This is a genomic window from Nonomuraea sp. 10N515B (genome assembly GCF_052245915.1).
Lineage (GTDB): Bacteria > Actinomycetota > Actinomycetes > Streptosporangiales > Streptosporangiaceae > Nonomuraea.
On record NZ_JBQQBQ010000014.1, the window covers coordinates 61,789 to 86,011 of the forward strand.

The following is a 24,223-nucleotide window of genomic DNA, read 5'->3' on the forward strand; positions in this document are numbered from 1 at the left end:
GCGGGTTCCCGCCACGTGAATGACCTTCCCCGGGGCATGGCGGGAGGAGTGGAATCCACCGCATGCCCCTCACTTTCCCCGCCAGAACGCTGGCCGCCGCGGCGCTCGCGGCGACGGCGTTAGCCGCACCGACGGCCGCGCACGCGGACTCCCGGGAGCCGACACCCCGGGAGCCCGCGCCCCAAGAGACGGAGATCACCCTCATCACCGGCGACCGGGTCCATTACGTGGACGGCCCGGGCGGCCGGGACACCGTCACCGTGGACCGGCCGGACGGCGCGCAGGGCGGCGTCCAGGTCCTCCAGACCGACGGGAAGGTCTACGTGCTGCCCGACGAGGCCGTGCCGCTGATCGCGGCCGAGCGGCTCGACGGGCGGTTGTTCGACGTCGCGGGCCTGGCGGCCATGGGCTACCAGGGCACGCCGCCGCTGATCGTCACCTACTCGGGCCCCACGCCCCGCTCGACGACCGGCGCCGAGGTGATCAGGCCGCTGCCCAGCGTCAAGGGCGCGGCGCTTCAGGTCGGGGCCGATCCGCGCCCGTTCTGGAACACGATCGACGCCCCCGCGGCCAGATCGGGCGGCATCGCCAAGGTCTGGCTCGACGGCAAGGCCAGGGTCTCGCTGAAGGAGAGCGTGCCGCAGGTCGGCGCCCCGCAGGCATGGGCCGCCGGCTACGACGGCAAGGGCGTCAAGGTCGCCGTGCTCGACACCGGCGTCGACGGCACCCATCCCGACCTCCAGGGCCGCATCACGGAGTCCGCCAGCTTCGTGCCCGGCGAGGAGGTCAAGGACGTCAACGGCCACGGCACCCACGTCGCCTCCACGGTCGCGGGCACCGGCGCCGCCTCGGACGGCGCGAACAAGGGCGTCGCCCCCGCTGCGGACCTGCTCATCGGCAAGGTGCTCGCGGACAACGGCTATGGCCAGGACTCGTGGATCATCGCGGGCATGGAGTGGGCCGCGGCCCGGGCGAAGGTCGTCAGCATGAGCCTGGGCAGTGACGTGCCCGACGGCGGAGCCGACCCGATGGCCCAGGCGGTGGACAATCTGTCGAAGCAGCACGGCACGCTGTTCGTGATCGCGGCGGGCAACAGCTACGGCGCGGGCACGATCGGCACGCCCGGCTCCGCGGCCTCGGCGCTGACCGTGGGCGCGGTGGACAAGGCAGACGAACGGGCCGCCTTCTCCAGCATGGGGCCGCTGGACCGGACGTACGGCCTCAAGCCGGATATCTCCGCTCCCGGCGTGGGGATCAACGCGGCGCATTCGTCGTACAACGACGAGGCGAGCGGGCCGTACTGGCAGCTGGACGGCACCTCCATGGCCACCCCGCACGTCGCGGGCGCGGCGGCCATCCTGGCCCAGCGGCATCCGGACTGGACCGGGCAGCAGGTCAAGGACGCCCTGATGAGCTCGGCGAAGGCGCTGCCGTACACGCCGTTCGAGCAGGGGACCGGGCGGCTCGACGTGGCCGCGGCCCTCGGCGCGGCGGTCACCGGGACGGGCTCGCTGCCCACCGCCTTCTACGACTGGCCGCACGCCGCCGAGGACCCCAAGACGGCCAGGACGATCGCCTACCGCAACGACGGCGACGCCGAGATCACCCTCGACCTGGCCGTCACCGGCTCCGACGCGGCCGGCCTGTCCCCGGCGAAGCTCACCGTCCCCGCGCACGGCACCGCCGAGGCCACGCTCACCATCGACCCGGCGAAGCTCGACGCCGGCACGAATGTCTCCGGCCTGGTGACCGCAACCTCGGGGCAGACCGTCGTCCGCACGTCGTTCGGCGCGGCCAAGGAGCGCGAGCTGTACGACCTGACGCTCAAGCTGCGCGACAGGGGCGGCCGGCCCGCCTCGGGACACGTCGGGCTGGCCGATTTCGACGGCACCATGATGGTCTACGCGGTGGACGGCGAGCGCCCGCTGCGCCTGCCGCCCTCCACGTACACGGCCTTCTCGCTGCTCGAGGTGGCGGGCGAGCGGGCCGACGCCCGCGGCATGGCGCTGCTCACCAATCCGGAGATCACACTCGACCGGGACAGGGAGGTCGTACTCAACGCGAGCCGGGCCAGGAAGACGAGCGTCACCACCCCCGAGCCGGGCGAACGCCGGCAGATGCAGCTCGACTTCCTCAGGACGATCCCCGACATGAGTCCGGTCAGGCTCGGCTACATCTTGCCCATCTGGTACGAGAGCGTCTACGTCTCCCCGACCGAGAAGGTGACCAAGGGCTCGTTCGACTACCTGACCCGCTGGCGGATGGGCGAGCCCTCGCTGACCATCGGCTCGCTGATCACGACCGTGCAGGGCGGCAGCACGCTCACCGACGGCCGCACGACGCTCACGACGGTCGCCGCCGGAAAGGGCGCGGCGCAGGACTACGCGGGCGTCGACGCCAAGGGCAAGGCCGTCATCGTCACGCGCAGCGCCGAGGTGAGTGCGGAGGAGCGGGCCGAGCAGGCGATCGCGGCGGGCGCGAAGCTCCTGGTCGTCGCGAACAACGAGCCGGGACTGCTCTACGAGTGGTACGGCGAGGCGTTGCCCATCCCGGTCGTGCTGATCCCGCGCGACAGCGCCGCCGGGCTGGTGGGCAAGACGGTCGTGGTCACGCAGAAGCGCTATGCCTCCTACCTGTACGACCTGGTGGACCTGCACAAGGGCGGCGTCCCCGATCGGGAGCTGACCTACCGTCCGCGACACCTGGCACAGGTGCGGGGCGTCTACCACGGCGCCACCACCGGACAGGAGGGCGGCGGCTTCCGCTACAACCTCCAGGACGGCTGGGGCCCGGCCATCGGGTTCATGGAGCGCGAGCACTTCCCCGCCGAGCGCACCGAATGGGTGACGACCGGCAGCGGCTACCGGTGGTACGAGAACCACTTCATCGGCGGGGGTGACGACTGGGAGATGCGCCAGGAACCTCAGGTCTACCGGCCGGAGCAGAGGGTCACGCACGAATGGTTCGCGCCCGTGGTGCGGCCCAGGCTGGGCACGGAGTACTGGGGGCCGTTCCGTGAGAACTCCGGCGGCATGCAGCTCAACATCCCACCGCTGAGCGACGGCACGCCCGGGCATTCGGGCGGCGGCGGAGACGAGTACGCCACCATGTCGATCGCGCTCTACCAGGGTGGCAAGCTGATCAAGAAGTCGATGGGACGCGCGCTGGCGGTCTTCGAGGGCCTGCCCGACGAGGCGACGGCGTATCGAGCCACGCTCGAGGTGAACCGGGACGCGCAGCGCTGGCGCACGTCCACGCGCACCCACACCGAGTGGGGCTTCGTCTCGGCCAAGCCTCCGGCCGGCAGCGACTACCGCACCGACATCCCCATGATGCAGCTGGACTACGACGTCAAGGCGGCCGGACCGCTCGTCAAGATCGGCTTGTCGGCGACCACACAGGAGTGGCTGGACGGAGCGAGCAAGGCCACGAAGGCCACGCTGTCGGTCTCCTACGACGACGGCGCCTCCTGGCAGCCGGCCAAGCTCGTGCCGGACGGCGCGGGCGGGTGGTCCACCGTCGTGCGGGGCGGCTCGCTGTCGCTCAAGGCCACCGCAGCGGACACCAAGGGCAACACGGTGAGCCAGGAGATCATCCGGGCGGTCGTGAGCTAAATAACCGTGCAGTCACGATTCGGGGCCGAAGGGGCATTTGTCGCCTTCGGCCCTACCTTCTCTCCCATACTGATGGGCGTTTCCAGCGAGCAGAGGGAGACGGAAAGCGTGCTCGAGGCGCTGGGCCTCACCGTGGGCGAGGACGCGGTCTACCGCTTCCTCATCGACGGGCCGCGCGCCCTGCCCGACCTCGCCGCCGCTCTCGACCGGCCGCTCGCCTCCGTGGAGAAGGACGTCGTCACACTGATCGGCCGGGGCCTGGTCTCGCGCTTGCCGGACCCGTCCCTCCGGTACGTCGCCGCACCACCCGCGGTTGCGCTCGGCGGCCTGCTGACAGCGCGCAGGGAGGAGCTCCGGACGGCGGAGCTGGCGATCGCGGCGCTGGCCGAGCAGCACCGGATGGCCGCCACCGACCGCGCCGCCGGCGACCTCATCGAGGTGGTGACGGGCGTGGAGGCGGTACGGCAGCGCTTCCTGCAGATCCAGGCGGCGGCGAGGAAGCGGGTGCGCTCGTTCTCCACAGCGCCCTTCGTGGCGGTGCCCCCGGGGGCCAACCCGGCCGAGAACCAGGCCGTGGATCGCGGGGTGGAGTATCTCGTCGTGGTGGAGCGCGAGGTCATGGCCGGTCCCGGGGCGGTGGCCGAGACGATCGACTCCCTCCGCAGGGGCGTGCAGGTCAGAGTGACGGACAAGCTGCCCATCAAGCTGATGATGGCCGACAGCGAGCTCGCCCTGGTGCCGCTGACCACCGAGCCCGGCGGGGAGCCCGCCGCCGTGCTCCTGCACCGCAGCGGGCTGCTGGCCGCCGTGGAGGCCCTGTTCGACGCGGTGTGGCAGCAGGCGTACCCCTTGCTCCTGGACGCCGCGGGAGCGATCGACGAGCAGCGGGAGTCCTCGGTCACCGAGCTGGACAGGAAGATCCTCGGGCTGCTGCTGTCGGGGCTGACCGACGAGGCGGTGGCGGGACAGCTGGACCTGTCGCTGCGCACGCTCCAGCGGCGGCTGCGGGCGCTGATGGATCTGGCGGGGGTGCGCACGCGCGCCCAGCTCGGCTGGCACGCCGCCCGCAACGACTGGGCGTGATCCTGCCATGGATAGGCTTCGGGTCGAGCACATCGCTAACGAGGAGGCTTTCATGTCCGACGTCACCCTCAGGGGCAACCCCATCACCGTGGGCGGCACCTTCCCGCAGGCCGGCGACAGCGCGCCCGCGTTCCGCCTGGTGGGCAACGATCTGGCGGAGCGCTCTCTGGAGGACTTCGGCCAGGCGACCAAGGTGCTCAACATCTTCCCGAGCGTCGACACCGGCGTCTGCGCGGCCTCGGTGCGGCGCTTCAACCAGGTGGCCGCCGAGCACCCCGGCGTCGAGGTGCTCTGCGTGTCCGCCGACCTGCCGTTCGCGCAGAAGCGGTTCTGCGGCGCGGAGGGGCTCGACAACGTGACCATGTTGTCGCTCATGCGCGGCCGCGAGTTCCTGACCGACTACGGCGTGGCGCTGGAGTCCGGGCCGATGGCGGGGCTGGCCGCGCGGGCGGTCGTGGTGCTCGACGGCGACAACAAGGTGATCTACTCCGAGCTGGTGCCGGAGATCGCGCAGGAGCCGGACTACGACAGCGCGCTCAAGGCACTCAAGTAGGCCTCACAGGCGGGATCTGATGTCCGCGGCCAGCTCCAGCAAGTGCTGGTCGCTCGTGGCGGTGAGCTGGAGGTCCAGGATCAGCTCGTGGACCCCGGCCTCCGCCGCGGTGGCCAAATAGGCCGCGAGCTCGGCCACGGTGCCGCTCCTCGGCGGGCGGCCCTGGTCGGTCACGACGGGGTTGCAGCGCATGACCATGCGCAGCGTCCCTGGGTCGCGGCCGGCCTGCTCGGCACTCTCGCACACCGTCCGCCACATCGCCGTGAGCATGGGGATGGGCAGCGGGCCGGTCAGCCAGCCGTCGGCCCGGCGGCCGATGCGGCGTAGCGCGGGCTCGGAGAAACCGGCCAGGTAGAGCGGCAGGCGGTGGGCCGGCTTGGGCTCGATGTGGCTGGGCACGATCGTCCACAGCTCGTGCTCGTACGAGACCGGGTCCGTGCCCCAGATCGCCTCCAGTGCGTCCAGGGTGGCCTCGTACCGCTTCGCCCGGTCTTTCCACGGCACGCCGTTGGCGGCGTACTCGTCGGAGGACCAGCCGAGCCCGAGGCCGGCGGCGAGCCGGCCGCCGCTGAGGTGGTCGACCGTGGCGAGGGAGCGGGCCAGGACGGGCGGCGGATACCAGCAGGCGTTCAGCGCGCTGGTGCCCAGCCGCACGGTGGAGGTCGCCGAGGCGGCCACCGACAACACCGCGAACGGGTCCAGGAACACCCGATGCGCCTCCGGGATGCCCCCTCCGCCCGGATAGCGGTCCTTCGGCCGCAGCGGCGTCATCAGCCGGTCGCCGGCCCACAGCCCGGCGAACCCCATCTCCTCGGCCGCCCGCGCCACGTCGAGCACGCTGCGCAGCGCGGCGAACCTGCCGTACTGCGGCACCGCCAGCCCGACCTCCACGCCTCAGCCCTTCCGGCCCACGCCGCACAGGATCAGTGACGACTCAGGCCCGTCGGTGAAGTCGACGGTGTCGCCCGGCTCGGGATGCCACTCGGGCAACCAGACCAGGCCGGGGTCCACCAGCTCGAACCCGTCGAAGAGCTCCATGATCTGCTTCCTGCCACGCAGTGTGAGCGGCGCGCTGGCCCTCCGGTAGACCGCGGTCGTCGTGCTCACGGCGGCGGCGCGGGCGTCGCTGGTGCCGTGGGACAGGACGAGGTAGCTGCCGGGCGCCACGGCCTCGCGCAGGGTCGCGATGATCTCCTGCGGCCGCTCGGAGTCGGTGACGAAATGCATGACCGCCGCCAGCAGCACGCCCACGGGACGGCCGAAGTCGATCGCCCGCGCGACCTCGGGATCGTCCAGGATGTCGCCGGGCTTGCGGAGGTCGCCCTGGACCACCGTCGTGCCGCCCTGGCCGGCCAGCAACGCCCGCGCGTGCACCATGACCACGGGGTCCACGTCGGCGTAGACGACCTGGGAGCCGTCGCCGGCGATCTGGTGCACGTTCTCCCGCCGCGGCAGCCCCGTGCCGATGTCGAGGAACTGCCGTACCCCGGCCGCGGCGAGGTGACGCACGGCGCGGGTGAGGAACGCCCGGTTCGCGCGGGCGGCGGCCCGCACTTCCGGCGCCACTCTCAAGATCTGCTCCGCCGCCTCCCTGTCCACAGGGAAGTGGTCCTTGCCTCCGAGAAAGTAGTCGTAGAGCCGGGCAACGTTGGGCGTGTCCGGATCGAAGCCGCGTGACTCTCGCTGCACCGCATCCCCCCGATCACATGGTGATGATCTTTCGGGTGATTCTACGGATCTATACCGACATCAGGCCGCCCTTATCCATAGATCTAGGGTGTGGATATGGATGACCTCGGTAGGGCGGTGGCCGTTCCGGAGACGGTGCGGCGGATCGTGTCGCTGGTGCCGTCGCTGACCGAGTCGGTGGCGGCGACCGTGCCGGAGGCGTTGGTGGGGGCCACCGACTGGTGCTCGCACCCGGCCGACCTCGACGTGGCCAGGGTCAGGGGTACCAAGAACCCCGACCTGGAGGCCATCGGGAAACTCAGGCCCGACGTCGTCCTGGCCAACGCCGAGGAGAACCGCCCGGCCGACCTCGAGGCCCTGCGCGCGGCCGGCATCGCCGTCTGGGTCACCAAGATCGAGACTCTGGACGAGGCGTTCGTCTCGCTGGACCGGATGTTCACGTACGCGTGCCGTACCGGCCGCCCGGCCTGGCTGGACGCGGCCGAAGCGGCGTGGCGGACGGCCACGGCGGATGGCCCGAGAAGGACGGCGATCATCCCCATCTGGCGGCGTCCGTGGATGGCCGTCGGCCGCGACACCTTCACCGGGGACGTCCTCAAACGCCTCGGCGTCGACAACCTGTACGCAGGCCACGCCGACCGTTACCCCAAGATCCCCCTGCCGGAGCTGATGGAGCACCGGCCCGAGCTCGTGGTCCTGCCCGACGAGCCCTACGCGTTCTCCGCGACCGACGGCCCCGAGTGTTTCCCCGGCCTGGCGTGCGCCCTGGTCAGCGGGCGGCTGCTCACCTGGTACGGCCCCTCGCTCGTCGAGGCGCCCGAGCGGTTGCGCCGCGACCTCGGCGGCTGAGAGGTCAGCTGACCGGCTCGGCCAGCGCGGCGTCCACGGACGCGGGGGAGAGCACGTGCTCCATGACGATCACCGCCATGCCCACGATCCCTGCCCGGTCGCCCAGCGATGAGGTGACGATCTCCAGGTTCCTGGTCGTGTACGGCAGGCTGCGCCGGTAGACGATCTCCCTGATCCCGGTCAGGTAGTGCTCCCTGGTCTCCGCCATGTCCCCGGCCAGCACCAGCACGCCGGGGTTGAGCAGGCTGACAGCGGTGGCCAGCACGATTCCCAAGGTCCGCCCCGCCTCCTGGGTGCGGGCGATGGCCGTGGGATCGCCGGCCTGCACGAGCCGGACCACGTCGCGGCTGAACTCCTGGCCCAGGTCGGTGGCGAGGGCGTGGCCGCTGGCCAGTGAGGCGACGCAGCCGCGCGAGCCGCAGGTGCAGACCCGGTCGTCGCTCTCGCGGATGCGTACATGACCGATGTTTCCGGCGGCTTCCTCGACGCCGCGATAAATCTGGCCTTCGAGGATGATGCCGGTGCCTATCCCGGTCGAGACCTTGATGAGGATCAGCGATTCGGTCTCCCGCCAGGACGACCACCACTCGCCCAGGGCCATCGCGTTGGCGTCGTTCTCCACCAGGATCGGCACGTCGTACTCCGCCCCGATGGCCGCGCCCACCGGATGGTCGTCCCACCCCGGCATGAGGAACGACCTGATCACCCGCCCGTTGGTGTGATCCACCGAGCCCGGCAGGTCCAGCCCGATGCCGCACACCTCGGCGGCGGGCCGGCCGTGCCGGTCCAGCATGCGCTGGAAGGCCTGCCGCACCCACGACAGCACGGCCTCGGGCCCGCGGTCGATGCGCATCTCGGTGCTCTCCTCGGCCAGCGGCCGGGCGGCCAGGTCGGTCAGCGCCGCCCGGACGTGTGTGGCGCCCAGGTCGGCGACCAGCATCAGCCGCTTGGTCGCGTCCACCTCGAGCACCGAGGGCGGTCGCCCGCCCCCGGAGGCCCCGACGCCGGACTCGTGGATGTATCCGGCGTCGATGAGCCGGTCCACCCGGTCAGTGATCGTCGACCGGGACAGGCCGGTGTACTCGATGAGTTCCTTGCGTGTACGGCAGGTGCCATTGCGGATGAGCTGGAGGATCTGCCCTGCCGTCAGCATGGTTCATCCCTTCTCGGCTCCTGCCGTCAGCCCTTCCGTCAGCAGGCGCTCGCTGGCGAAGAACACGATCACGATCGGCAGCGTGAGCACCACCGACCCGGCCATCAGGACCGTCGTCGGGATCTCGATGCTTCCCGCGAGCTGCGAAAGCCCCAGGGAAACGGTCCAGCTGTCCCGCCGCTCCACCAGGAAGAGCAGGGCGAACAGGAACTCGTTCCATGCGATCATGAAGGCGTAGAGGCCGGTGGCCATCAGCGCGGGCTTGGAGAGCGGCAGCACCACCCGCCAGATGGTCGACAGTCTCGTGCACCCGTCGATCGCGGCCGCTTCCTCCACGCTCTGCGGCACGGTCTCGAAGTAGTTGCGGAGCATGTATACCGTGACAGGCACCGTTTGCGCGATATACACGAGGATCAGGCCGATCAGGGATCCTCGGAGCCCGAGCATCGTGAAGAGCACGAACAGCGGGATGGCCAGCACGATCGCCGGGAACAGGTACACCGCCAGGAACAGGAAGTGCACCTGCCGCCGCCCGAAGAAGCGCAGCCGCGCCACCGCGTATGCGCCCGGGATCGAGATCAGCAGCGTGAACGCCACCGACGCGACCGCGATGATCGCGCTGTTGCGCATGAACGTCAGGAAGCCCTGCCTGGTCAGGACGTTCACGTAGGTGTCGAGGGTGAAGCTGGCCGGCCAGAGCGAGCCGGGATCCAGGATGAGCTCCTGGATGTCGCGGACCGACAACATCACCATGTAGAAGAACGGAAACGCGGTGACGAGGAAGAGCACCAGGATCACCAGCGGCTTCAGATACCTGAAGAGGACCCGTTCGACGTTATCCCTGCTCATCGCGCTCACCCCCGCCGAAGAATCGCAGGTAGACGACGAGGAACACGACGAGCACGACCGCCAGCACGATCGCCTGCGCGGCCGAGGCGCCGATGTCGTCGCGGGCGGTCAGGAAGTTGTAGACCCGCACGCTGACGACCTCGGTGCCGGCCCCGCCGCCGGTCAACAGGTAGACGTCGTCGAACTTGGTGAACGTGAACACGAACCGCAGCACCGACAGCAACGCGATGATGCGCCACAGCTGCGGCAGGATCACGTACCGGAAGCGCTGGGTGGGCGTGGCCCCGTCCACCACCGCGGCCTCGTCCAGCTCGGCGGGCAGTGCTTGCAGCCTGGCCAGGATGAACAGGAACGCGAACGGGAAATACCGCCAGGCCTCGAACGCGATCACCGTCAGCAGCGCCACGGGCACCTGGATGCCCAGGAACTCGCCGTTGGCCTGGGTGAGGAAGGCGATGGGCTCGCGCAGCCAGGTGTTGACGATGCCGTACTGCGGGTTGAGCATCGTCTCCCACAGGAACGCCACCGCCACGACCGGCGCCACGTACGGGATCAGGATCGAGGCCCTGACCAGGGTCCGGCCGGCGAACCTGTCCCGCAGCGCCAGCGCCGCCACCAGCCCGATCACGATCGACAACGCCGTTCCCGCGACCGTGTAGACGAGGGTGTTGACCAGGGACGTCCAGAAGCCGGGCTCGGAGATCACGTACGTGAAGTTCTCCAGCGTGTAGTTGCCGAAAATCCCCACCCGCCGGATGTTGATCAGCCGCGCGTCCTGGAACGCCAGCATGATCGCCCACAGCAGCGGCACCACCACCACGACCAGCGTGATGATCAGCGTCGGCGAGATCAGGACGAGCCCGGCGCGGCCCTCCTGCTGCCGAAGCGTCCGGCCTTTGGGTTTACCAGGCGCCGCCGCGGGCCTCACGCGCGTCGTCGTCACTGCCGGATCCCGCGCTTGATCGTCTCCACGTCCGCCTTGGCCTGGGCGGCCGCGGCCTGGGGGGTGAGGGACCCGTCGACGACCCCGCTCAGCGCCTTGGGCACCGGCAGCTCGCCCATGGTGGCACCGACCAGCTTGCCCTGCCCCTGCGGGATGCCCCAGCGGGCGAACGTGTCCGGGCTCTTGCGCAGGGACTCCAGCACGTCGGCCGGGTAGATGTCGGCCAGCGGCTTCTTGGAGTCGACCCCGGCGGGCAGCTTGTTCCACTGCTCGGCGAAGGTGGTCCGGGTGGGGAACTTGCCCTCGGGCGCCATACCGATCCAGCGCTCGTAACCCTCGTTCATCATGTACGCGACGAACTTGGACGCCGGGTCCTTGGCCGCGTCACGGGTGATCGCCCACGAGACGATCTCGCCGTACTGGGCGGGTGCGCTCCCGTCCGGTCCCTTCAGCGCCGTCACCACGCCGGTGTTCTCGGCCAGCCACTCGGGGTCCTCGCGGCACTCCTGGCAGCTCGGCAGCGCGTCCTTCCTCAGCCCCGCCATCTCGTCCAGGATGAACGACGACCAGATCATCATGGCCGCCTTGCCCGAGAAGTACGTGGCCCGGGTGGTGTCGACGTCCTGCTTGCCCTTGACCGAGTAGTTCTTGGCCAGGTTGGAGTAGAACTCGAAGGCCCGGACGCAGGCTGGCGAGTCCAGGGCGACATTTCCGGAATTGTCGACCAGCTGGCACCCGTTCGCCTGTGCCACGTGCTCGAAGCTCTGCGCGGTGAACGAGTCCTTCGGCGCGATCGCCAGCGTGATGCCCGCGACGCCGCCCGTGTTGAGCTTCTGAGCCGCCGCCTGCAGCGCCTCGTACGTGTCCGGCGGCTGCAGCCCGGCCTTGTCGAACAGGTCCTTGCGGTAGAGGATCAGCTGCGCCCACCCGTCGCTGGGCACCGCGAGCAACTGGCCACCTGAGGTGTTGAGCTCCAGGGCCCGCGGGGAGAAGGAGTCCCTGCCGAGCTGGTCCACGACCCTGCCCGGCGTCTCGGTGTCGAGCAGCTCGTTGGTCTCCAGCTCGCGGACCGCGGACAGGGGCAGCGCGCCGATCACGTCGGGCAGGTCATCCGCGGCGGCGGCGGCCGTGATCGCCTGGCTGAACTGGTCCTCGGCCATGGCGACCAGCTCCACCTGGACGCCGGTCTTCTGGGTGAACTCGGTGACGATCTGCTTCTGCACAGCCATCCGGTCCTCGAGGTTCTCCTCGGTCCAGACCGTGATCTTGTTGGCTGTGGTCGGCTGCTCGCCGCCGCCGTCACCGCAGGCCGTCAGCGTGGCGGCCGTCAGCAGTGCGACGGAGAGGACGGCGGTTACCTTCTTCGGCATGGCGCGCTCCTCTGGTTGGGGATATGCCCGCCCTTACCCCGGGATCAGATGGCGCAACGTGCGGGAGGCGATACCGAGACCGGGCTGTACCCTCTCCGTGCCTCCGCTCCACACGGTGTGGTGTCCGTGGTCAAGAGGGGGCTATATCCGGAAATGTACGGTTGCGGCCATCGTGGTGCCAGCTCTTCATCAGGCAGTTCTCAATGACGATCTCCACGCCCGGACCTTCCTGGTCATGCCCGTACTTCTCGTAGGATGCGATCGAGGAAAGCGCTGGTCCGGTTTCGGCGAAGATGCCCTGGACTAGAGCACATTCAGCCTCGGTCAAAACGATCTACCTGAATGTGACGTCCGCCATCCGAAGTGAGGCGACCAGCCACTTCCGGTGCCTCGAAGCCCTGCTGAACGGCCCACTCCGGCGACGTCGGTAAGGTCACTTTCCACAAGACACGCGGTCAGAAACCCCAATTGCAACAGCAGCCTCCCGGGGAAGACGTAGACTTAAGTGTGTTACGGGCGCAAGTATCGTGTGCAAACAAGCAATAAAGCTTTGTCTTTTGATTGATCATTAAGCGTAAGTGTTGGGGAATGCGCGTCATCACCTTTGAAGAGCCAGGCCAAGTCCGCGTCGGCCTGGAGTCGCCCGCCGATCTCGTTCCGGGCTCCGTACGCGTGAGAACGCTCTACTCCGGAGTCTCGGCAGGCACGGAACTCACCGCCTATCGCGGGACGAACCCTTATCTCAGCCGCAAGTGGGACACCGAGCGCCGGCTGTTCGTCGAGGGTCAGACCCATGCCTACCCGCTGAGCGGCTGGGGATACCAGGAGGTCGGCGAGGTGGTGGAGGCGGCGCCCGATGTCGCCGATCCCCCTGTCGGCGCTCTCGTGTGGGGCATCTGGGGCCACCGTGCCGAGGCCGTCGTCCCGGCGGAGAAGCTGGTCGGCCACGTGCTGCCGCCCGGTGCCGACCCGCTGACCGGCGTCTTCGCCCGCGTGGGCGCCATCGCGCTCAACGCGGTGCACGCCGCCGACGTGCACCTGGGTGACCAGATCGCGATCTTCGGCCAGGGCGTCATCGGGCTGCTCGCCACTCGCCTGGCCGTGCTCAGCGGCGCCAGGGTGGTCGCCGCCGACGCCATCCCCGACCGGCTCGAGCTGGCCAGGAAGTTCGGCGCGGCCGAGACGTTCGACGTCGCCTCGGGCTCGGTCGCCGAGTTCATGCGCAAGCGCGTCGAGGGCGCCGACACCGTCATCGAGCTGAGCGGCAGCCACCTCGGCCTGCACGAGGCCATCAGGACCGTGCGCAAGGGCGGACGGGTTGTGGCCGCCGGGTTCTACCAGGGCGACGGCATCGGGTTGCGGCTCGGCGAAGAGTTCCACCACAACCAGGTCCAGCTCGTCGCCTCCCAGATCGGCGGGGTCGCCTCGTGGCTGGCGCACCGGTGGGACGTCGAGCGCCTGCAGCTCACGTTCATGGAGCTCGTGCACCGGGGCGAGGTCGACGTCACCGAGCTCATCAGCCACGTCGTGCCCGTCGATCGGGCCGCCGAGGCTTTCGACCTGATCGACAAGCATCAGTCCGAAGTGCTCCAGCTCGTCTTCCAATTCGAGGAGTGAACAGTGAAGCTCGCCGTACAGGAGCAGCTTCTGCCCGGCCGCACGCTGCAGGAGAAGTTCGCGTTCGCGGTTGACGCCGGGTTCGACGCCATCGAGCTGCGCGGTAAGGGGGATTTCCACTTCGCGGGCCGGCTCACCGAGCTCAAGCGGGCCTTGGCCGACGGCGTCGTCATGCCGACGGTCTGCGTGGACATGCCGCACTTCATCGGCGACTTCGACCCGGCCAAGCGCAAGGACGCCATCCAGCAGCTGCGCTCCCAGCTCACGGTGATCGCTGAGCTCGGCGGCATCGGCGTCATGACGCCGGCCTCGTGGGGCCAGTTCTCCCTGCGGCTGCCGCCGTTCGTGCCGCCGCGCAGTCCCGAGGAGGACCGCGAGGTGCTGGCCGAGGCGCTGGGCATCCTGGGCGAGCACGCACAGCGCAACGGCGTGCTGATCATGCTGGAGCCGCTCAACCGCTACGAGAACCACATGGTCAACACGCTGGCCGATGCGGTCTCCTACTGCGCCATGGACTCGATCAGGGTCGTCGGCGACACCTACCACATGAACATCGAGGAGGACGACCCCTGCCGCGCGCTGGCCGAGGCCGCCCCCTACCTCGCGCACATGCAGATCAGCGAGTCCAACAGGAACCAGCCGGGCACCGGTCACCTGGACTGGGGCGCGCAGCTGGCCACGCTCGACGCCTTCGGCTACGACGGCTACCTGGCGCTCGAATGCCGCCTGCGCGGCGAGCCGGAGATCGTCCTGCCGGAGACCGCGGCCTTCGTCAGGAAGTTCCTCTGATGCTGCGCGAGGCGATACGTGTCCTGGTGGCGAACTGGGACGGCAGCTACTCGGTTCCCTCCCGCCGGCTCTACCCCCATCAGTGGAGCTGGGACTCGGCCTTCATCGCGATCGGCCACGCCCACTGGGCCCCGAGAAGGGCCAGGTCGGAGCTGCTGAGCCTGTTCGGCGCCCAGTGGCGTGACGGGCGGGTGCCGCACATCGTGTTCAACCCGAAGGTGCCCGACGGGGCCTACTTCCCGGGCCCCGACTTCTGGCAGACCCGCGCGCCGTCAGGGACCGCGACCTCCGGCATCATTCAGCCGCCGGTCCACGCGCTGGCCGCGTGGAAGACGCACCTGGCCGAGCCGGACCCGGCCTTCCTGCGCCGGATCTACCCGCGGCTGGTGGCCCAGCAGGACTTCCTGCGGGCGGCCAGGCGCTCACCCGAGGGCCTGATCTCGATCGTGCATCCCTGGGAGTCGGGCATGGACAACAGCCCGGCCTGGGACCTGCCGCTCCAGGGTGTGCAGGACCGCCCCACCGGGTTCGTCCGCAGGGACATCGACACCGTCAGCGCCGAGGAGCGGCCGACCGACCGCGACTACGAGCGCTATGTCGCCCTCGCCAAGGCCTACCGCGACTCCGGCTACCGCCGGCCTGGCGCGTTCCACATCGAGGACCCGCTGTTCAACACCGCGTACGGCGTGGCCGAGCAGACGCTCGCCAAGATCGCCGAGGTGTGCGGTCTGGACCCCGAGCCGCACGAGCGCGAGGCGGAGGCCATCACCGCGGCCATGGTCGAGCACCTCTACGACGGCGAGCTCTTCCAGCCCCGCGACGTGAACGCCGGACACCTCATCCACTCGGCCAGCGCCGCCGGGCTGACGCCGCTCATGCTGTCCGGACTGCCGGGCGAGATCGCCGACAGGCTGATCGCGACCGCGCTGGACCGCTTCGCCTTGAAGGACGGAGTGCTGCCCAGCTTCTCCCCGTCGGCGCCGGAGTTCGACCCGGTGCGCTACTGGCGGGGCCCGAGCTGGATCAACCTCTGCTGGCTGGTCTGGCAGGGGCTCAAGGACCGCCGCCCCGACCTCGCCGGCCCGCTTGCCGACGGCATGATCACCATGGTGGCCAGGTCAGGCTTCCGCGAGTATTTCGACCCGTTCACCCTGCGCGGCCACGGCTGCCACGACTTCAGCTGGTCAGCCGCCCTCCTCCTCGACGTCGTCGCAGAGCACGGCCTGGACGGTGTGGCGGCGGCCGGCGGCGAGATCGGTGAGGAACTGGGGAGCTTCGGGAAAGCCGACCACGTCAGTGATCAGGTGCCGGCGTAGCACTCCGCCGTGCCGCCTGAGCAGGTTGATCGTCTCGTGTGAGAGCCGCTCCCTGTCCCAGGCGTGCGCCAGCCCGCGCGGCACCCTGCCGATCTGGGCGCAGCGCACCGTCAGCCCGTTGTGGTGGAACTCCTCGCCGAGCCGCACCTCCTGCGCGCCCTGCGTATAGAAGGCCAGGTCGATCAGCGTGCCCTGCGGCCGCAGCAGCCGCAGGGCGAGCGCCAGGGCCCGGGGCTGGCCGCGGCACTGGAACACCACGTCGGCGCCCCGGTCGCCCGGACCGTGCCGCCAGCGGCGCTTCAGATCCACAGCGGGGTCGTCGTCGGCGGCCATCACGTGCGAGCCGAGCGCCTCGGCGACCGCCAGCCTGGCCGGGGTCTCGTCCACGACCACGACCTCGGCCGCGTCGCAGGCCCTGGCGAAGCAGGCGGTCAGCAGGCCGACCACGCCCGCGCCCACGACCACCACCCGGCGGCCGCGTACGCCGTCGCCCAGGTGCCGCACGGCGGGGCCGTGCAGGTCGTGTGCCGCGTGCAGCAGGCCGTTGGCGCAGATCGGGCCCATGTGGGCGACGTAGATGCCGAGCAGCGGGTCGAGGTCGTCGGGCAGCTCGACGAATCTGTCCTCCATCGGGTCCGCCACATAGTCCGTGCGGTGCCCGTAGCACATCGCCACCAGCGCGCCCTCGCTCACGGCCCGCGTACGGGTCTCCACCACCAGGCCGACCTGCATGTAGCCGATGCCGCGCACCGGATAGGCGACCGAGGGCGTGCCCTCGGTGAACAACCCGAGCGCGTGGTCCCAGGTGGAGGTCAGGGAGGGGTTCGTGCCCTTGACGAAGGTCAGCTCGGTCCCGGCCGAGACGCCGCTGTGCGTGGTCGCCACCCTGAACCCGCCCTCGTGGATGCCGGACAGCTTCTCCTCGACCAGCGCCACCTCCCCGGGCGCCTCAATGCTGAGCACCTTACTCATCAAGCATCACCGGCCTCCGTTCCGCGGCGGACCGGGCGAGCGCCAGCGCCAGGCGATGGGTCCGCAGAGCCTCACGGTACGGCACGCGCACGTCCGCGTCCTTGCCTTGGACGGCGTCGATGAACTCCCGGTCCACCCGGGTCTTGGCCTGCCCGTCGTCCTCGATGACGCGCTGCCCGTCGACCAGCAGCCGCGTCTCGCTCAGCTCCAGCGCGATGCCGTCGGCGCAGATCTCCAGCCCCACGCGGTGCTTCTGGGTGAGCAGGCAGGAGGTGGCCAGCAGGCCGGCCGCACCGCCGGAGAAGCGCATCACCGCGGCCGTGGCCCGGTCCACCTCGCCGTCATGGGTGTTGTCCTCGGGGACGGCATGCACCATCGCGACCTCGCCCACCAGAACCCGGGCCAGGTCCAGCACGTGGACGGCCTGCTCGATGATCTGGCCGCCGGACATGCTGCGGTTGAGCCACCAGGCGACCGGGGGGATCTTGTCGAGCCAGTGGCCGAGCGCGAGGCGTACGGGGCGGCCGTCCAGCAGGTCGTGGGCCTGCTCGACGATGCCGAGGTAGCGCCAGTGGTGGCCGACCGCGGACGGCAGGGATTTCCGCGCTATTTCGGACGCGATAAATTCTGCGGTTTCTAGATCTAGTGATAGCGGTTTTTCTACAAAGAGAGGGAGATCACACGACAAGACATCGCGTTCCGGGTTACCGTGCGCGAAAGGAGGAACACAGACATAGACCGCATCCAGACCGCCGGCACTGAGCAGGTCTGCATGGCCGCCATAGGCGGGGGAACCATGCTTGGAGGCCAGAGCCTCGGCCCTGTGGGGATCCGTGTCGGCGACTCCAGCGATCGTGACATCGGGGAATCCGGACAGGACGTCTGCATGGCGAGCGGCGACATTTCCGGCACCTATGATGCCGACGCGGGTCATTGGGGACACAACCTCGCATATGCCACATTCGGTCGCGACCAAACAAACATGTTCAAGGACGTATAGATCGGGCAGAGGTCGTGACCGCATGAGAACGGGGCTGACTGCATGGAAACAGATGTGCGAGCCTTGTCCAGGGTTCAGGAGTGGTACGGCCCCCACTCGAGCACCGCAGCCGAGTGGCCCGTAGACGCCTTAATGCTGGCCAAGGGAACCACCACGGTGAGCGTCGTCCTGCCTGCTCGCGACGAGGAGAGCACGGTCGGCGACATCGTCACTGTCATCCGCCGCGACCTCGTCGAGCGCACGCCGCTCGTGGACGAGATCCTCGTGGTCGACTCGAACTCCACGGACGCGACCGCCGACCGGGCCCGCGAGGCGGGCGCACGCGTGGTCGCGCAGAACGAGGTGCTCCCGCAGCTGCCCCAGCTGACGGGCAAGGGCGAAGCGCTGTGGAAAGGACTGGCCGAATCGAGCGGCGACCTCGTGGTGTTCGTGGACGCCGACCTGCGCAGCTTCGGCGCGCATTACATATCCGGCCTGGTGGGACCGCTGTTGGTGGACGCCGATATCCACTTCGTCAAGGCCACCTACGAGCGGCCGTACACCGGCGCGGACGGCATCGTCCAGCGGGGCGGTGGCGGCCGCGTCACCGAGCTGGTGGCCCGGCCGCTGATCAACATGTTCTGGCCGGAGCTCGCGGGATTCGGCCAGCCGCTCGGCGGAGAGTACGCCGCTCGGCGCGCGGTGCTCGAACAGGTGCCGTTCGTCACCGAGTACGGCGTGGAGCTGGGGCTCCTCGTCGACCTGCACGAGTTCATCGGGCTGGACGCGATGGCGCAGGTGGACCTGGGCCACCGTACGCACACCCACCAGTCGATGGCCGCGCTCGGCCGGATGGCCGGGCAGATCCTGCTCACCGCCTGGTCCCGGCTGGAACGTCAGGGCCGGGTGATGGCGTCGGAGCCCCCGGCGCACACGTTGCTGCAGTTCGGGCTCGACGGCGACGTCGATCTGGTGGACATGGCCGTGGCGGAGCGACCTCCGCTCGCCTCCCTCGTCCTGGAGGAGGATGTGGCATGAAAGTCCTGATCAACGCGGGGCCATGGCTCACGGTCCCGCCCCCTGGCTACGGCGGGATCGAGAACGTGGTGGCGACGCTGGTGCCCGCGCTGCGCGAGCGGGGCGTCCAGGTGGTGCTGGCCTCCGTGGGGACGAGCACGCTGGACGTGGACGAGCTGATCAGCGTCTACGACGAGGGGCAGTTCACGGAGTTGCAGAAGCCGTACAACCAGGTCATGGGCATCGCCCACGCGCACCAGGCACGGCTGGTCGCCGAGCTGCGCGCCCGCGACGACATCGACCTCGTCCACGACCACCTGGAGGTGGTCGGGCCGGCGATCCTGGCCGCCCTGGGCGGGCCTCCCGTCCTCCACACCCTGCACTGGGACCTGCGTAAACATCCGGACTTCTACGGCGCGTTCCCGTCGTCGATCGCCGTCAACGGCGTCTCGGAGTCACAACTCGCCCGCGCCCCCGACGCCCTGCGCGCGGCCTCGCTCGGCGCGATCCACCTGGCCACCCCGCTCACCGACCGTGACGTACCGGCGGCGCGCGGGGAGCATTTCGTGGTGATGGGCCGGATCTGCCAGCTCAAGGGCCAGCATGTGGCGGCCAGGCTCTGCCAGAAGCTGGGGCTTCCGCTGGTGCTGGCCGGACCCGTAAGCGGCCGCAACACCCCGGCCGAGCTGGACGTCGTGGCGCAGAACCCCTACCACCCGCTGTACGGCCACCCGGACGTGCGCTACCACCTCGACCAGGTCTCCCGCTACCTCGACGAGGAGCTGGTCAGGTGGGTCGGCGCGGTGGGCGGCCCGGCCAGGGACTACCTGTACGCCTCGGCCCGCGCCGCGCTCTTCCCCATCCAGTGGGACGAGCCCGGCGGCACGGCCGTCGTCGAGGCGCTGGCCCTCGGGGTGCCGCCCATCGGGCTACGCCGCGGCTGCCTTCCCGAGATCATCGACCACGGCCGCACCGGCTTCCTGGCCGACAGCGAGGAGGAGCTGGCCGAGTGGGTGCTACGGGTGGACGAGCTGGATCCCGAGGAGTGCCGCGCCGAGGCCCGCCGCCGCTTCTCCCCGTCGGTCATGGCCGACCGTTACCTGGAGCTGTACGAGAGGGTCGTACGACCGTAACCTCCGCCATCGGACAGCGCCGGAGCTGCGGCTTACGAGAAGCTCCGGGGCAGGACGGTGACCGGGCAAGACGACGCCCGCAACATCTTCATGGCCAGCTCGCCGAGAAACACCCGGTGCGGCTGCGCGTCCTCGCTCGCCGCACAGACCAGCAACTCACCGGGCACCCACTCGACGTCGGCCATCGCGGCGGCCACGTCGTGCCCCTCGGCCACCTCCGACTCCGCCTCGATCCCCGTGCTCTCCCAAGCCAGCCGCACGGCCAACGCGAGATCATCCCTGAGCTTGCCCTGATCCTCGGTACGCAGGTCGAAGGTGATCAGCCGGAGCGGCACACCCAGCCGCAGCGCCGCCTGCGCCATCCGCTCGACCGCCGCGTCACACTGCGGCCGGTGCACGTAGGCCAGCGTGAGGCGGCTGGGCACGTCGGACGGCACGTACTGGTCGGGCGCCAGCATGACCGCCTCCGACGACCGGTGGAGCAGGTGGTCGGAGGTGGCGCCGATGGCGATGCGGCCGTGCTGCCCGCCGTCCGTCGAGCCGACCACGATCAGGTCGGCCCTGATCCGGCTGGCCAGCACCGACAGCCCGCGTCCGGTGCCTCTGCTCTCGTACGTGATGTACTCGGCCGGCGTCGGACCCAGCTCCTCTGCCGCGTGCGCCAGGTTGGCCTGCGCCTCGACCGCCAGCCCCGGGCTGCCCGGCGGGTAGATCGTCGCGACCGTGAGCTCGCCGCCCGTGACCCGCGCGATCGCGGCGCCAAGGGCCAGAGCCTCCCGTCCTCCCGCGTCGCTGGTATAGCCGACGATCACGTGCTCACCGATCACGACTGCCCTCTTACCCGCTCTGACCTGGGAATACGCCGCCTCGATCCGAACGTTGTAAACCATCGGAGGCGCAAAACAGTGAAGATCACTCTTGACATCCACTTCAACGGGGCCCTGGGCCCGATCACCCTTCGTGAAGCGGTTCAGCAGCTGCGTGAGCACGATCTGGCGTGCACGGTGGCTGCGGACGTCGTCGACAAGAAGGTCACCATTTTCGCCGACTGCGTGGCGCGTGGCTTCACGCCGCTCCGCAGCGAGATCATGGCGGCGTACTACGTGGCCGAGCGCGATGCCACCACAGAGGCATTCGATCGCGGGCTCATCACCCAGACCGAGCTGGAGACTCAGCACGCCGCCCTGGCGTACAAGCTGCTCACCTGACCTTCGTCACGCCGGGGGATCGGCCGCCTGCCGCCGTACGCCATGCGCGTGGACCCCAGCGAAGCGGTCCGTCGTCGCGATCAGCCGGTCCAGGATGCCTGGCTCGATGTAGGCGTGCCCGGCGTCGTGCACCACGTGGAACTCCGCTTCCGGCCACGCCTGGTGCAGATCCCACGCGGTCGCCATCGGCGTGCACGCATCGTAACGGCCCTGCACGATCACGGCGGGAATGTGCCGGATCTTGTCGACCTCCCTGATGAGCTGGTCAGGTGTGAACCAGCCGCCGTGATGGAAGTAGTGGTTCTCGATCCGGGCGAAACAGACCGCCATCTTCTCCTCCCCGAACTCCGCGACCAGCTCGGGATCCGGCAGCAACGTGATCGTGCCCGCCTCCCACTGCGCCCACGCCTTGGCCGCCGCCAGCCTCGCGTCCGCGTCCTCCCCTTCCAGCCGCTTGCGGAACGCCGCCATCAGATCGCCCCGCTCGGCCTCCGGGATCGGCGCGACGTAGCGCTCCCACAGGTCTGGAAACAGATGGCAGGCCCCCTCCTGGTAGAACCAGTGGAGCTCCTGCGGCCGCAACGTGAAGATTCCCCGCAACACGAGCTCGGTCGTCCGGTCCGGATGTGCCTGCGCGTACGCCAGCGCCAGCGCGCTGCCCCACGACCCCCCGAACACCTGCCATCGCTCTATGCCCAGGTGCTCGCGCAGCCGCTCCATGTCCGCCACCAGGTGCCACGTGGTGTTGGCCGTGAGGTCGGTGGCCGGGTCACTGGCGTGTGGCAGACTCCGCCCACAGTTGCGCTGGTCGAACAGCACGATGCGGTAGAGCTCCGGATTCCACTGGCGACGGTGATTGGCGGTGCACCCGCCGCCCGGCCCTCCGTGGAGCATGACGGCGGGCTTGCCATCGGGGTTGCCGCAAACCTCCCAGTAGATCTGGTTGCCATCGCCTACATCGAGCAGGCCAGAGTCGTACGGGTCGATGGGCGGATACAAGGTTTTCATGCCTCCCGATCCTGCCTCATGCGCGTGGGTGGCTCGCGATGCCTGAGGCCGTGGCAGCTGAGCTCTTCTATGCCGCCAGGACCCGTGCCGGGTCCGGGGAGTGGCAGTCGACGGAGGTCAGGGTGGCGTGGTGGGTGGCCTGGGTGGCGCAGAGCCAGTCGTTGAGCGAGCCGGTGAACCCGGACGGTGGGCCGACCTTGAGGCAGGTGATCTGACCCGTGCCGGGAGCGGGGCCGACCTTCAGGCGGCGGATGCTGCCGGTGCGGCCCAGCTCGCCCGTTTCGGCATTGTAGGGAGTCAGGTGCACGCCGAAGGGCAGGCCGGTCCCGTCTGGCTGGTCCGATGGCTGGATGCGGAGGAAATCGTCGAGATGACGCTCGGCGGCGTGCGGGTGGGTGGTGACGTAGGCCAGGTGGTCCGTGACCAGGCGGTGGGCGACCGTGCGGAGGAGGTTGGTCGCGCACAGGTTGTGGGCGCACGCCGCGCCGTCGAGGGTGATCTCGGGCAGGGCGAAGCGGCGCAGGCCGCGCGAGGTGACGCGCAGGCAGTCGCACACGGCCGTGTCGGCCGGGTCCCAGGGCGGGCACGTGGCGTCGTCGTGGACCTGGACGTCCCAGGCGAGCCAGTCGTCGCCGAGGCCGAATTCGGCCGGCTCGGTGGCGCATCTGCCGCAGGTGAGCAGGGTGGAGCCGAGCAAAGGATCGATCAGGATGCCGTCGCATTCGCGGGCCAGGGACCGGGCGACTGCTCGTGCCGCCTGCACCTGGACGGGAAGCTTGTGCGGCGGTGCCGTAGCCGACACGACGATGTGCTGCTTCGTGCGGCGGAGGCGGCGTCTGTCGTCGTCGGTGAGTGCGGCGCCGGACGGTTTCCACGGGGTCGCATGGTGGGTCACGGTCAGGGATCGGCTGCCCATCGCGCTGACTACGGCCTTCTTATGCGGTCCTCCGACGCGCCAGGGCACGAACGAGCCGAGATCGAACGGCAGATGCCCCATGGCGATGACGAACAGGGATGTCAACGTGCGGGGCAACGGGAGAATGATCTTCATGAGTGGCCTCCGTGATCGTGATGGGATCCCGTCGGGTTGATGAGGCACTCAGGATCGGAGATGGCGGCCGGGCCGGTGGAGGCGAACAGGATTCTGTGGATAAGGGCGACAGAAGGCGCCGCCCTTGTGGATAACGTGCGCGCCGCGCTGACCTGAACCGGCTCTTGGGCCGACGCGCGCCACTCCGGTAGCGTATGGACGCTCCAGGCGCCCACAGCTGACGCATGAGGACCTTGTGACGCTCCCTCCAGTGCCCCGCCTCGACATTCACCAGCACCTGCGTAACCTCCCCATACCTCTTGTCTACGAGGGGCCTTGCCCCGGCGGCCAGGTCGGCGCGGCCTATGTGCGCTGGCCCGACGGCCACCGATCGGTGCTGACCCGTGGTCCCGATGTGAGCCACCTGTTGACAGTGGCGCGGGCCGCGGGCATCCCCGCGCCGAGGTACGAACTGGTCCAGCCTCCGGTGGTCGTCCAGGAGCTGCTCCCCGGCTCCGCCGCGTCAACCCCAACAGCGGCGATCGTGCAGTCCATGATCGAGATCAATCGGCGGTGCCGCGGCATCCTGGCCGGGCGTTCCGACATCCCAGGACTCCGGCTCCATCTACGCGAGGACGGGCCGGGCTTCTGTTTGCACGAATCGCTCCGCACCTACGACAGCCGGACACGACACCTGCTCGATCAAGTGGAGGAGATCGGCCGCGCCTTTCCTGACACCCTTGAGGGTGACGACCTCGTCCACACCGACTTCCACCCGGAGAACGTGCTGGTGGACGCGACGGGTGCGGTCACCGGTGTGATCGACTGGGACGGCGCCACCCGCGGCAACGCGGACTTCGACCTGTTCACGCTCCGGTTCGACCTCGCCCACCGCGCCCCTGACCTGCACGTGGACGTGCCCGACACGGTGGCCCTCCTCTGCTGGGCACACATGAGCCTGCGCATGGTGGATTGGGCCATCCGGCACTTCACCGCCGCTGAGGTGACCGCATGGCTGGACGTGGCACGCAGGCTTCGGCCGCGGTGACGG

The 24,223-nt window shown here is 69.6% G+C and carries 22 protein-coding genes and 1 pseudogene; 11 read left to right on the top strand and 12 right to left on the bottom strand.

Annotated elements, in window-relative coordinates; translation table 11 throughout:
* Positions 1–62 precede the first annotated feature (62 nt).
* The 3 genes from ACTWQA_RS22835 (at position 63) to tpx (ending at position 5,250) form a co-directional block, all read left to right on the top strand.
* Positions 63–3,614 (top strand): S8 family serine peptidase, encoded by a 3,552-nt coding sequence (locus tag ACTWQA_RS22835; RefSeq protein ID WP_443161171.1) that lies wholly within the window; start codon positions 63–65, stop codon positions 3,612–3,614.
* 108 nt (positions 3,615–3,722) lie between these two features.
* A complete protein-coding gene (locus ACTWQA_RS22840) occupies positions 3,723–4,697 on the top strand; it encodes a hypothetical protein (RefSeq protein WP_443161172.1) in 975 nt (324 codons plus the stop codon).
* Between the two features lie 52 nt (positions 4,698–4,749).
* Positions 4,750–5,250, top strand: coding sequence for a thiol peroxidase (gene tpx, locus ACTWQA_RS22845; protein WP_443161173.1), 501 nt, complete (start codon positions 4,750–4,752; stop codon positions 5,248–5,250).
* A gap of 3 nt (positions 5,251–5,253) precedes the next feature.
* Here tpx and ACTWQA_RS22850 read toward each other — a convergent pair whose 3' ends face one another.
* Both ACTWQA_RS22850 and ACTWQA_RS22855 read right to left on the bottom strand, forming a co-directional pair.
* Positions 5,254–6,141 (bottom strand): TIGR03619 family F420-dependent LLM class oxidoreductase, encoded by an 888-nt coding sequence (locus ACTWQA_RS22850; protein WP_443161174.1) that lies wholly within the window; start codon positions 6,139–6,141, stop codon positions 5,254–5,256.
* 3 nt (positions 6,142–6,144) lie between these two features.
* Complete coding sequence (locus ACTWQA_RS22855) at positions 6,145–6,939, bottom strand: SAM-dependent methyltransferase (protein WP_443161175.1); 795 nt, start codon at positions 6,937–6,939, stop codon at positions 6,145–6,147.
* Between the two features lie 96 nt (positions 6,940–7,035).
* Between ACTWQA_RS22855 and ACTWQA_RS22860 the strand changes: the two genes are divergently transcribed.
* Complete coding sequence (locus ACTWQA_RS22860) at positions 7,036–7,788, top strand: helical backbone metal receptor (protein WP_443161176.1); 753 nt, start codon at positions 7,036–7,038, stop codon at positions 7,786–7,788.
* A 4-nt stretch (positions 7,789–7,792) separates the two neighbouring features.
* Here ACTWQA_RS22860 and ACTWQA_RS22865 read toward each other — a convergent pair whose 3' ends face one another.
* From ACTWQA_RS22865 to ACTWQA_RS22885, 5 genes are all read right to left on the bottom strand, one after another.
* A complete protein-coding gene (locus ACTWQA_RS22865) occupies positions 7,793–8,941 on the bottom strand; it encodes an ROK family transcriptional regulator (RefSeq protein ID WP_443161177.1) in 1,149 nt (382 codons plus the stop codon).
* Between the two features lie 3 nt (positions 8,942–8,944).
* Complete coding sequence (locus tag ACTWQA_RS22870; protein WP_443161178.1) at positions 8,945–9,790, bottom strand: carbohydrate ABC transporter permease; 846 nt, start codon at positions 9,788–9,790, stop codon at positions 8,945–8,947.
* Positions 9,777–10,733: a carbohydrate ABC transporter permease gene (locus ACTWQA_RS22875; protein WP_443161179.1), complete on the bottom strand. Its 957-nt coding sequence runs from the start codon at positions 10,731–10,733 to the stop codon at positions 9,777–9,779. The genes ACTWQA_RS22870 and ACTWQA_RS22875 overlap by 14 nt, the downstream gene beginning before the upstream one ends.
* Complete coding sequence (locus ACTWQA_RS22880; RefSeq protein WP_443161180.1) at positions 10,730–12,103, bottom strand: ABC transporter substrate-binding protein; 1,374 nt, start codon at positions 12,101–12,103, stop codon at positions 10,730–10,732. Before ACTWQA_RS22880 ends, ACTWQA_RS22875 begins: the two co-directional genes overlap by 4 nt.
* A gap of 130 nt (positions 12,104–12,233) precedes the next feature.
* Positions 12,234–12,431, bottom strand: a complete 198-nt coding sequence (locus tag ACTWQA_RS22885) for a hypothetical protein (RefSeq protein ID WP_443161181.1) — start codon at positions 12,429–12,431, stop codon at positions 12,234–12,236.
* Positions 12,432–12,691: 260 nt separating this feature from the next.
* Between ACTWQA_RS22885 and ACTWQA_RS22890 the strand changes: the two genes are divergently transcribed.
* The 3 genes and pseudogenes from ACTWQA_RS22890 to ACTWQA_RS22900 form a co-directional block, all read left to right on the top strand.
* Positions 12,692–13,720, top strand: coding sequence for a zinc-binding dehydrogenase (locus ACTWQA_RS22890; protein WP_443161182.1), 1,029 nt, complete (start codon positions 12,692–12,694; stop codon positions 13,718–13,720).
* 3 nt (positions 13,721–13,723) lie between these two features.
* Entirely contained in the window at positions 13,724–14,509 is a 786-nt protein-coding gene (locus ACTWQA_RS22895; protein ID WP_305918438.1) for a sugar phosphate isomerase/epimerase family protein, read from the top strand.
* A pseudogene (locus tag ACTWQA_RS22900) lies at positions 14,509–15,684 on the top strand (MGH1-like glycoside hydrolase domain-containing protein); the annotation flags it as partial. The gene ACTWQA_RS22895 and the pseudogene ACTWQA_RS22900, both read left to right, overlap by 1 nt.
* Positions 15,685–15,693: 9 nt before the next feature.
* Here the strand turns inward: ACTWQA_RS22900 and ACTWQA_RS22905 are convergent.
* Together ACTWQA_RS22905 and ACTWQA_RS22910 are read right to left on the bottom strand one after the other, a co-directional pair.
* On the bottom strand, positions 15,694–16,797 hold the full coding sequence (locus tag ACTWQA_RS22905) for a zinc-dependent alcohol dehydrogenase (protein WP_443161183.1): 1,104 nt from the start codon (positions 16,795–16,797) through the stop codon (positions 15,694–15,696).
* Positions 16,790–17,773, bottom strand: coding sequence for a Gfo/Idh/MocA family protein (locus tag ACTWQA_RS22910; protein ID WP_443161184.1), 984 nt, complete (start codon positions 17,771–17,773; stop codon positions 16,790–16,792). Before ACTWQA_RS22910 ends, ACTWQA_RS22905 begins: the two co-directional genes overlap by 8 nt.
* Before the next feature lie 66 nt (positions 17,774–17,839).
* On the opposite strand from ACTWQA_RS22910, the gene ACTWQA_RS22915 reads away from it, so the two are divergent.
* Together ACTWQA_RS22915 and ACTWQA_RS22920 are read left to right on the top strand one after the other, a co-directional pair.
* Positions 17,840–18,814 carry a glucosyl-3-phosphoglycerate synthase gene (locus ACTWQA_RS22915; protein ID WP_443161185.1) on the top strand — a complete coding sequence of 325 codons (975 nt, stop codon included), beginning with the start codon at positions 17,840–17,842 and terminating at the stop codon, positions 18,812–18,814.
* A complete protein-coding gene (locus tag ACTWQA_RS22920) occupies positions 18,811–19,926 on the top strand; it encodes a glycosyltransferase (RefSeq protein ID WP_443161186.1) in 1,116 nt (371 codons plus the stop codon). The genes ACTWQA_RS22915 and ACTWQA_RS22920 overlap by 4 nt, the downstream gene beginning before the upstream one ends.
* A 32-nt stretch (positions 19,927–19,958) precedes the next feature.
* Here the strand turns inward: ACTWQA_RS22920 and ACTWQA_RS22925 are convergent, their stop codons facing one another.
* Positions 19,959–20,753 carry a universal stress protein gene (locus ACTWQA_RS22925; protein ID WP_327584978.1) on the bottom strand — a complete coding sequence of 265 codons (795 nt, stop codon included), beginning with the start codon at positions 20,751–20,753 and terminating at the stop codon, positions 19,959–19,961.
* A gap of 78 nt (positions 20,754–20,831) precedes the next feature.
* Here ACTWQA_RS22925 and ACTWQA_RS22930 point away from each other — a divergent pair, with 78 nt between their 5' ends.
* On the top strand, positions 20,832–21,134 hold the full coding sequence (locus ACTWQA_RS22930; protein WP_443161187.1) for a hypothetical protein: 303 nt from the start codon (positions 20,832–20,834) through the stop codon (positions 21,132–21,134).
* 6 nt (positions 21,135–21,140) lie between these two features.
* Here ACTWQA_RS22930 and pip read toward each other — a convergent pair whose 3' ends face one another.
* Positions 21,141–22,142: a prolyl aminopeptidase gene (gene pip / locus ACTWQA_RS22935; protein ID WP_443161188.1), complete on the bottom strand. Its 1,002-nt coding sequence runs from the start codon at positions 22,140–22,142 to the stop codon at positions 21,141–21,143.
* Positions 22,143–22,209: 67 nt separating this feature from the next.
* Positions 22,210–23,193, bottom strand: coding sequence for a hypothetical protein (locus ACTWQA_RS22940; protein WP_443161189.1), 984 nt, complete (start codon positions 23,191–23,193; stop codon positions 22,210–22,212).
* 235 nt (positions 23,194–23,428) lie between these two features.
* Here ACTWQA_RS22940 and ACTWQA_RS22945 point away from each other — a divergent pair, with 235 nt between their 5' ends.
* Entirely contained in the window at positions 23,429–24,220 is a 792-nt protein-coding gene (locus ACTWQA_RS22945; protein WP_443161190.1) for a phosphotransferase family protein, read from the top strand.
* The last annotated feature ends 3 nt before the right edge of the window (positions 24,221–24,223 follow it).

Coding starts and splice junctions, on each gene's coding strand:
- ACTWQA_RS22835 (WP_443161171.1), top strand. CDS start 63: ATGCCCCTCACTTTCCCCGCCAGAACGCTGGCCGCCGCGGCGCTCGCG.
- tpx (WP_443161173.1), top strand. CDS start 4,750: ATGTCCGACGTCACCCTCAGGGGCAACCCCATCACCGTGGGCGGCACC.
- ACTWQA_RS22860 (WP_443161176.1), top strand. CDS start 7,036: ATGGATGACCTCGGTAGGGCGGTGGCCGTTCCGGAGACGGTGCGGCGG.
- ACTWQA_RS22865 (WP_443161177.1), bottom strand. CDS start 8,941: ATGCTGACGGCAGGGCAGATCCTCCAGCTCATCCGCAATGGCACCTGC.
- ACTWQA_RS22870 (WP_443161178.1), bottom strand. CDS start 9,790: ATGAGCAGGGATAACGTCGAACGGGTCCTCTTCAGGTATCTGAAGCCG.
- ACTWQA_RS22880 (WP_443161180.1), bottom strand. CDS start 12,103: ATGCCGAAGAAGGTAACCGCCGTCCTCTCCGTCGCACTGCTGACGGCC.
- ACTWQA_RS22890 (WP_443161182.1), top strand. CDS start 12,692: ATGCGCGTCATCACCTTTGAAGAGCCAGGCCAAGTCCGCGTCGGCCTG.
- ACTWQA_RS22905 (WP_443161183.1), bottom strand. CDS start 16,797: ATGAGTAAGGTGCTCAGCATTGAGGCGCCCGGGGAGGTGGCGCTGGTC.
- ACTWQA_RS22915 (WP_443161185.1), top strand. CDS start 17,840: ATGGAAACAGATGTGCGAGCCTTGTCCAGGGTTCAGGAGTGGTACGGC.
- ACTWQA_RS22920 (WP_443161186.1), top strand. CDS start 18,811: ATGAAAGTCCTGATCAACGCGGGGCCATGGCTCACGGTCCCGCCCCCT.
- pip (WP_443161188.1), bottom strand. CDS start 22,142: ATGAAAACCTTGTATCCGCCCATCGACCCGTACGACTCTGGCCTGCTC.
- ACTWQA_RS22940 (WP_443161189.1), bottom strand. CDS start 23,193: ATGAAGATCATTCTCCCGTTGCCCCGCACGTTGACATCCCTGTTCGTC.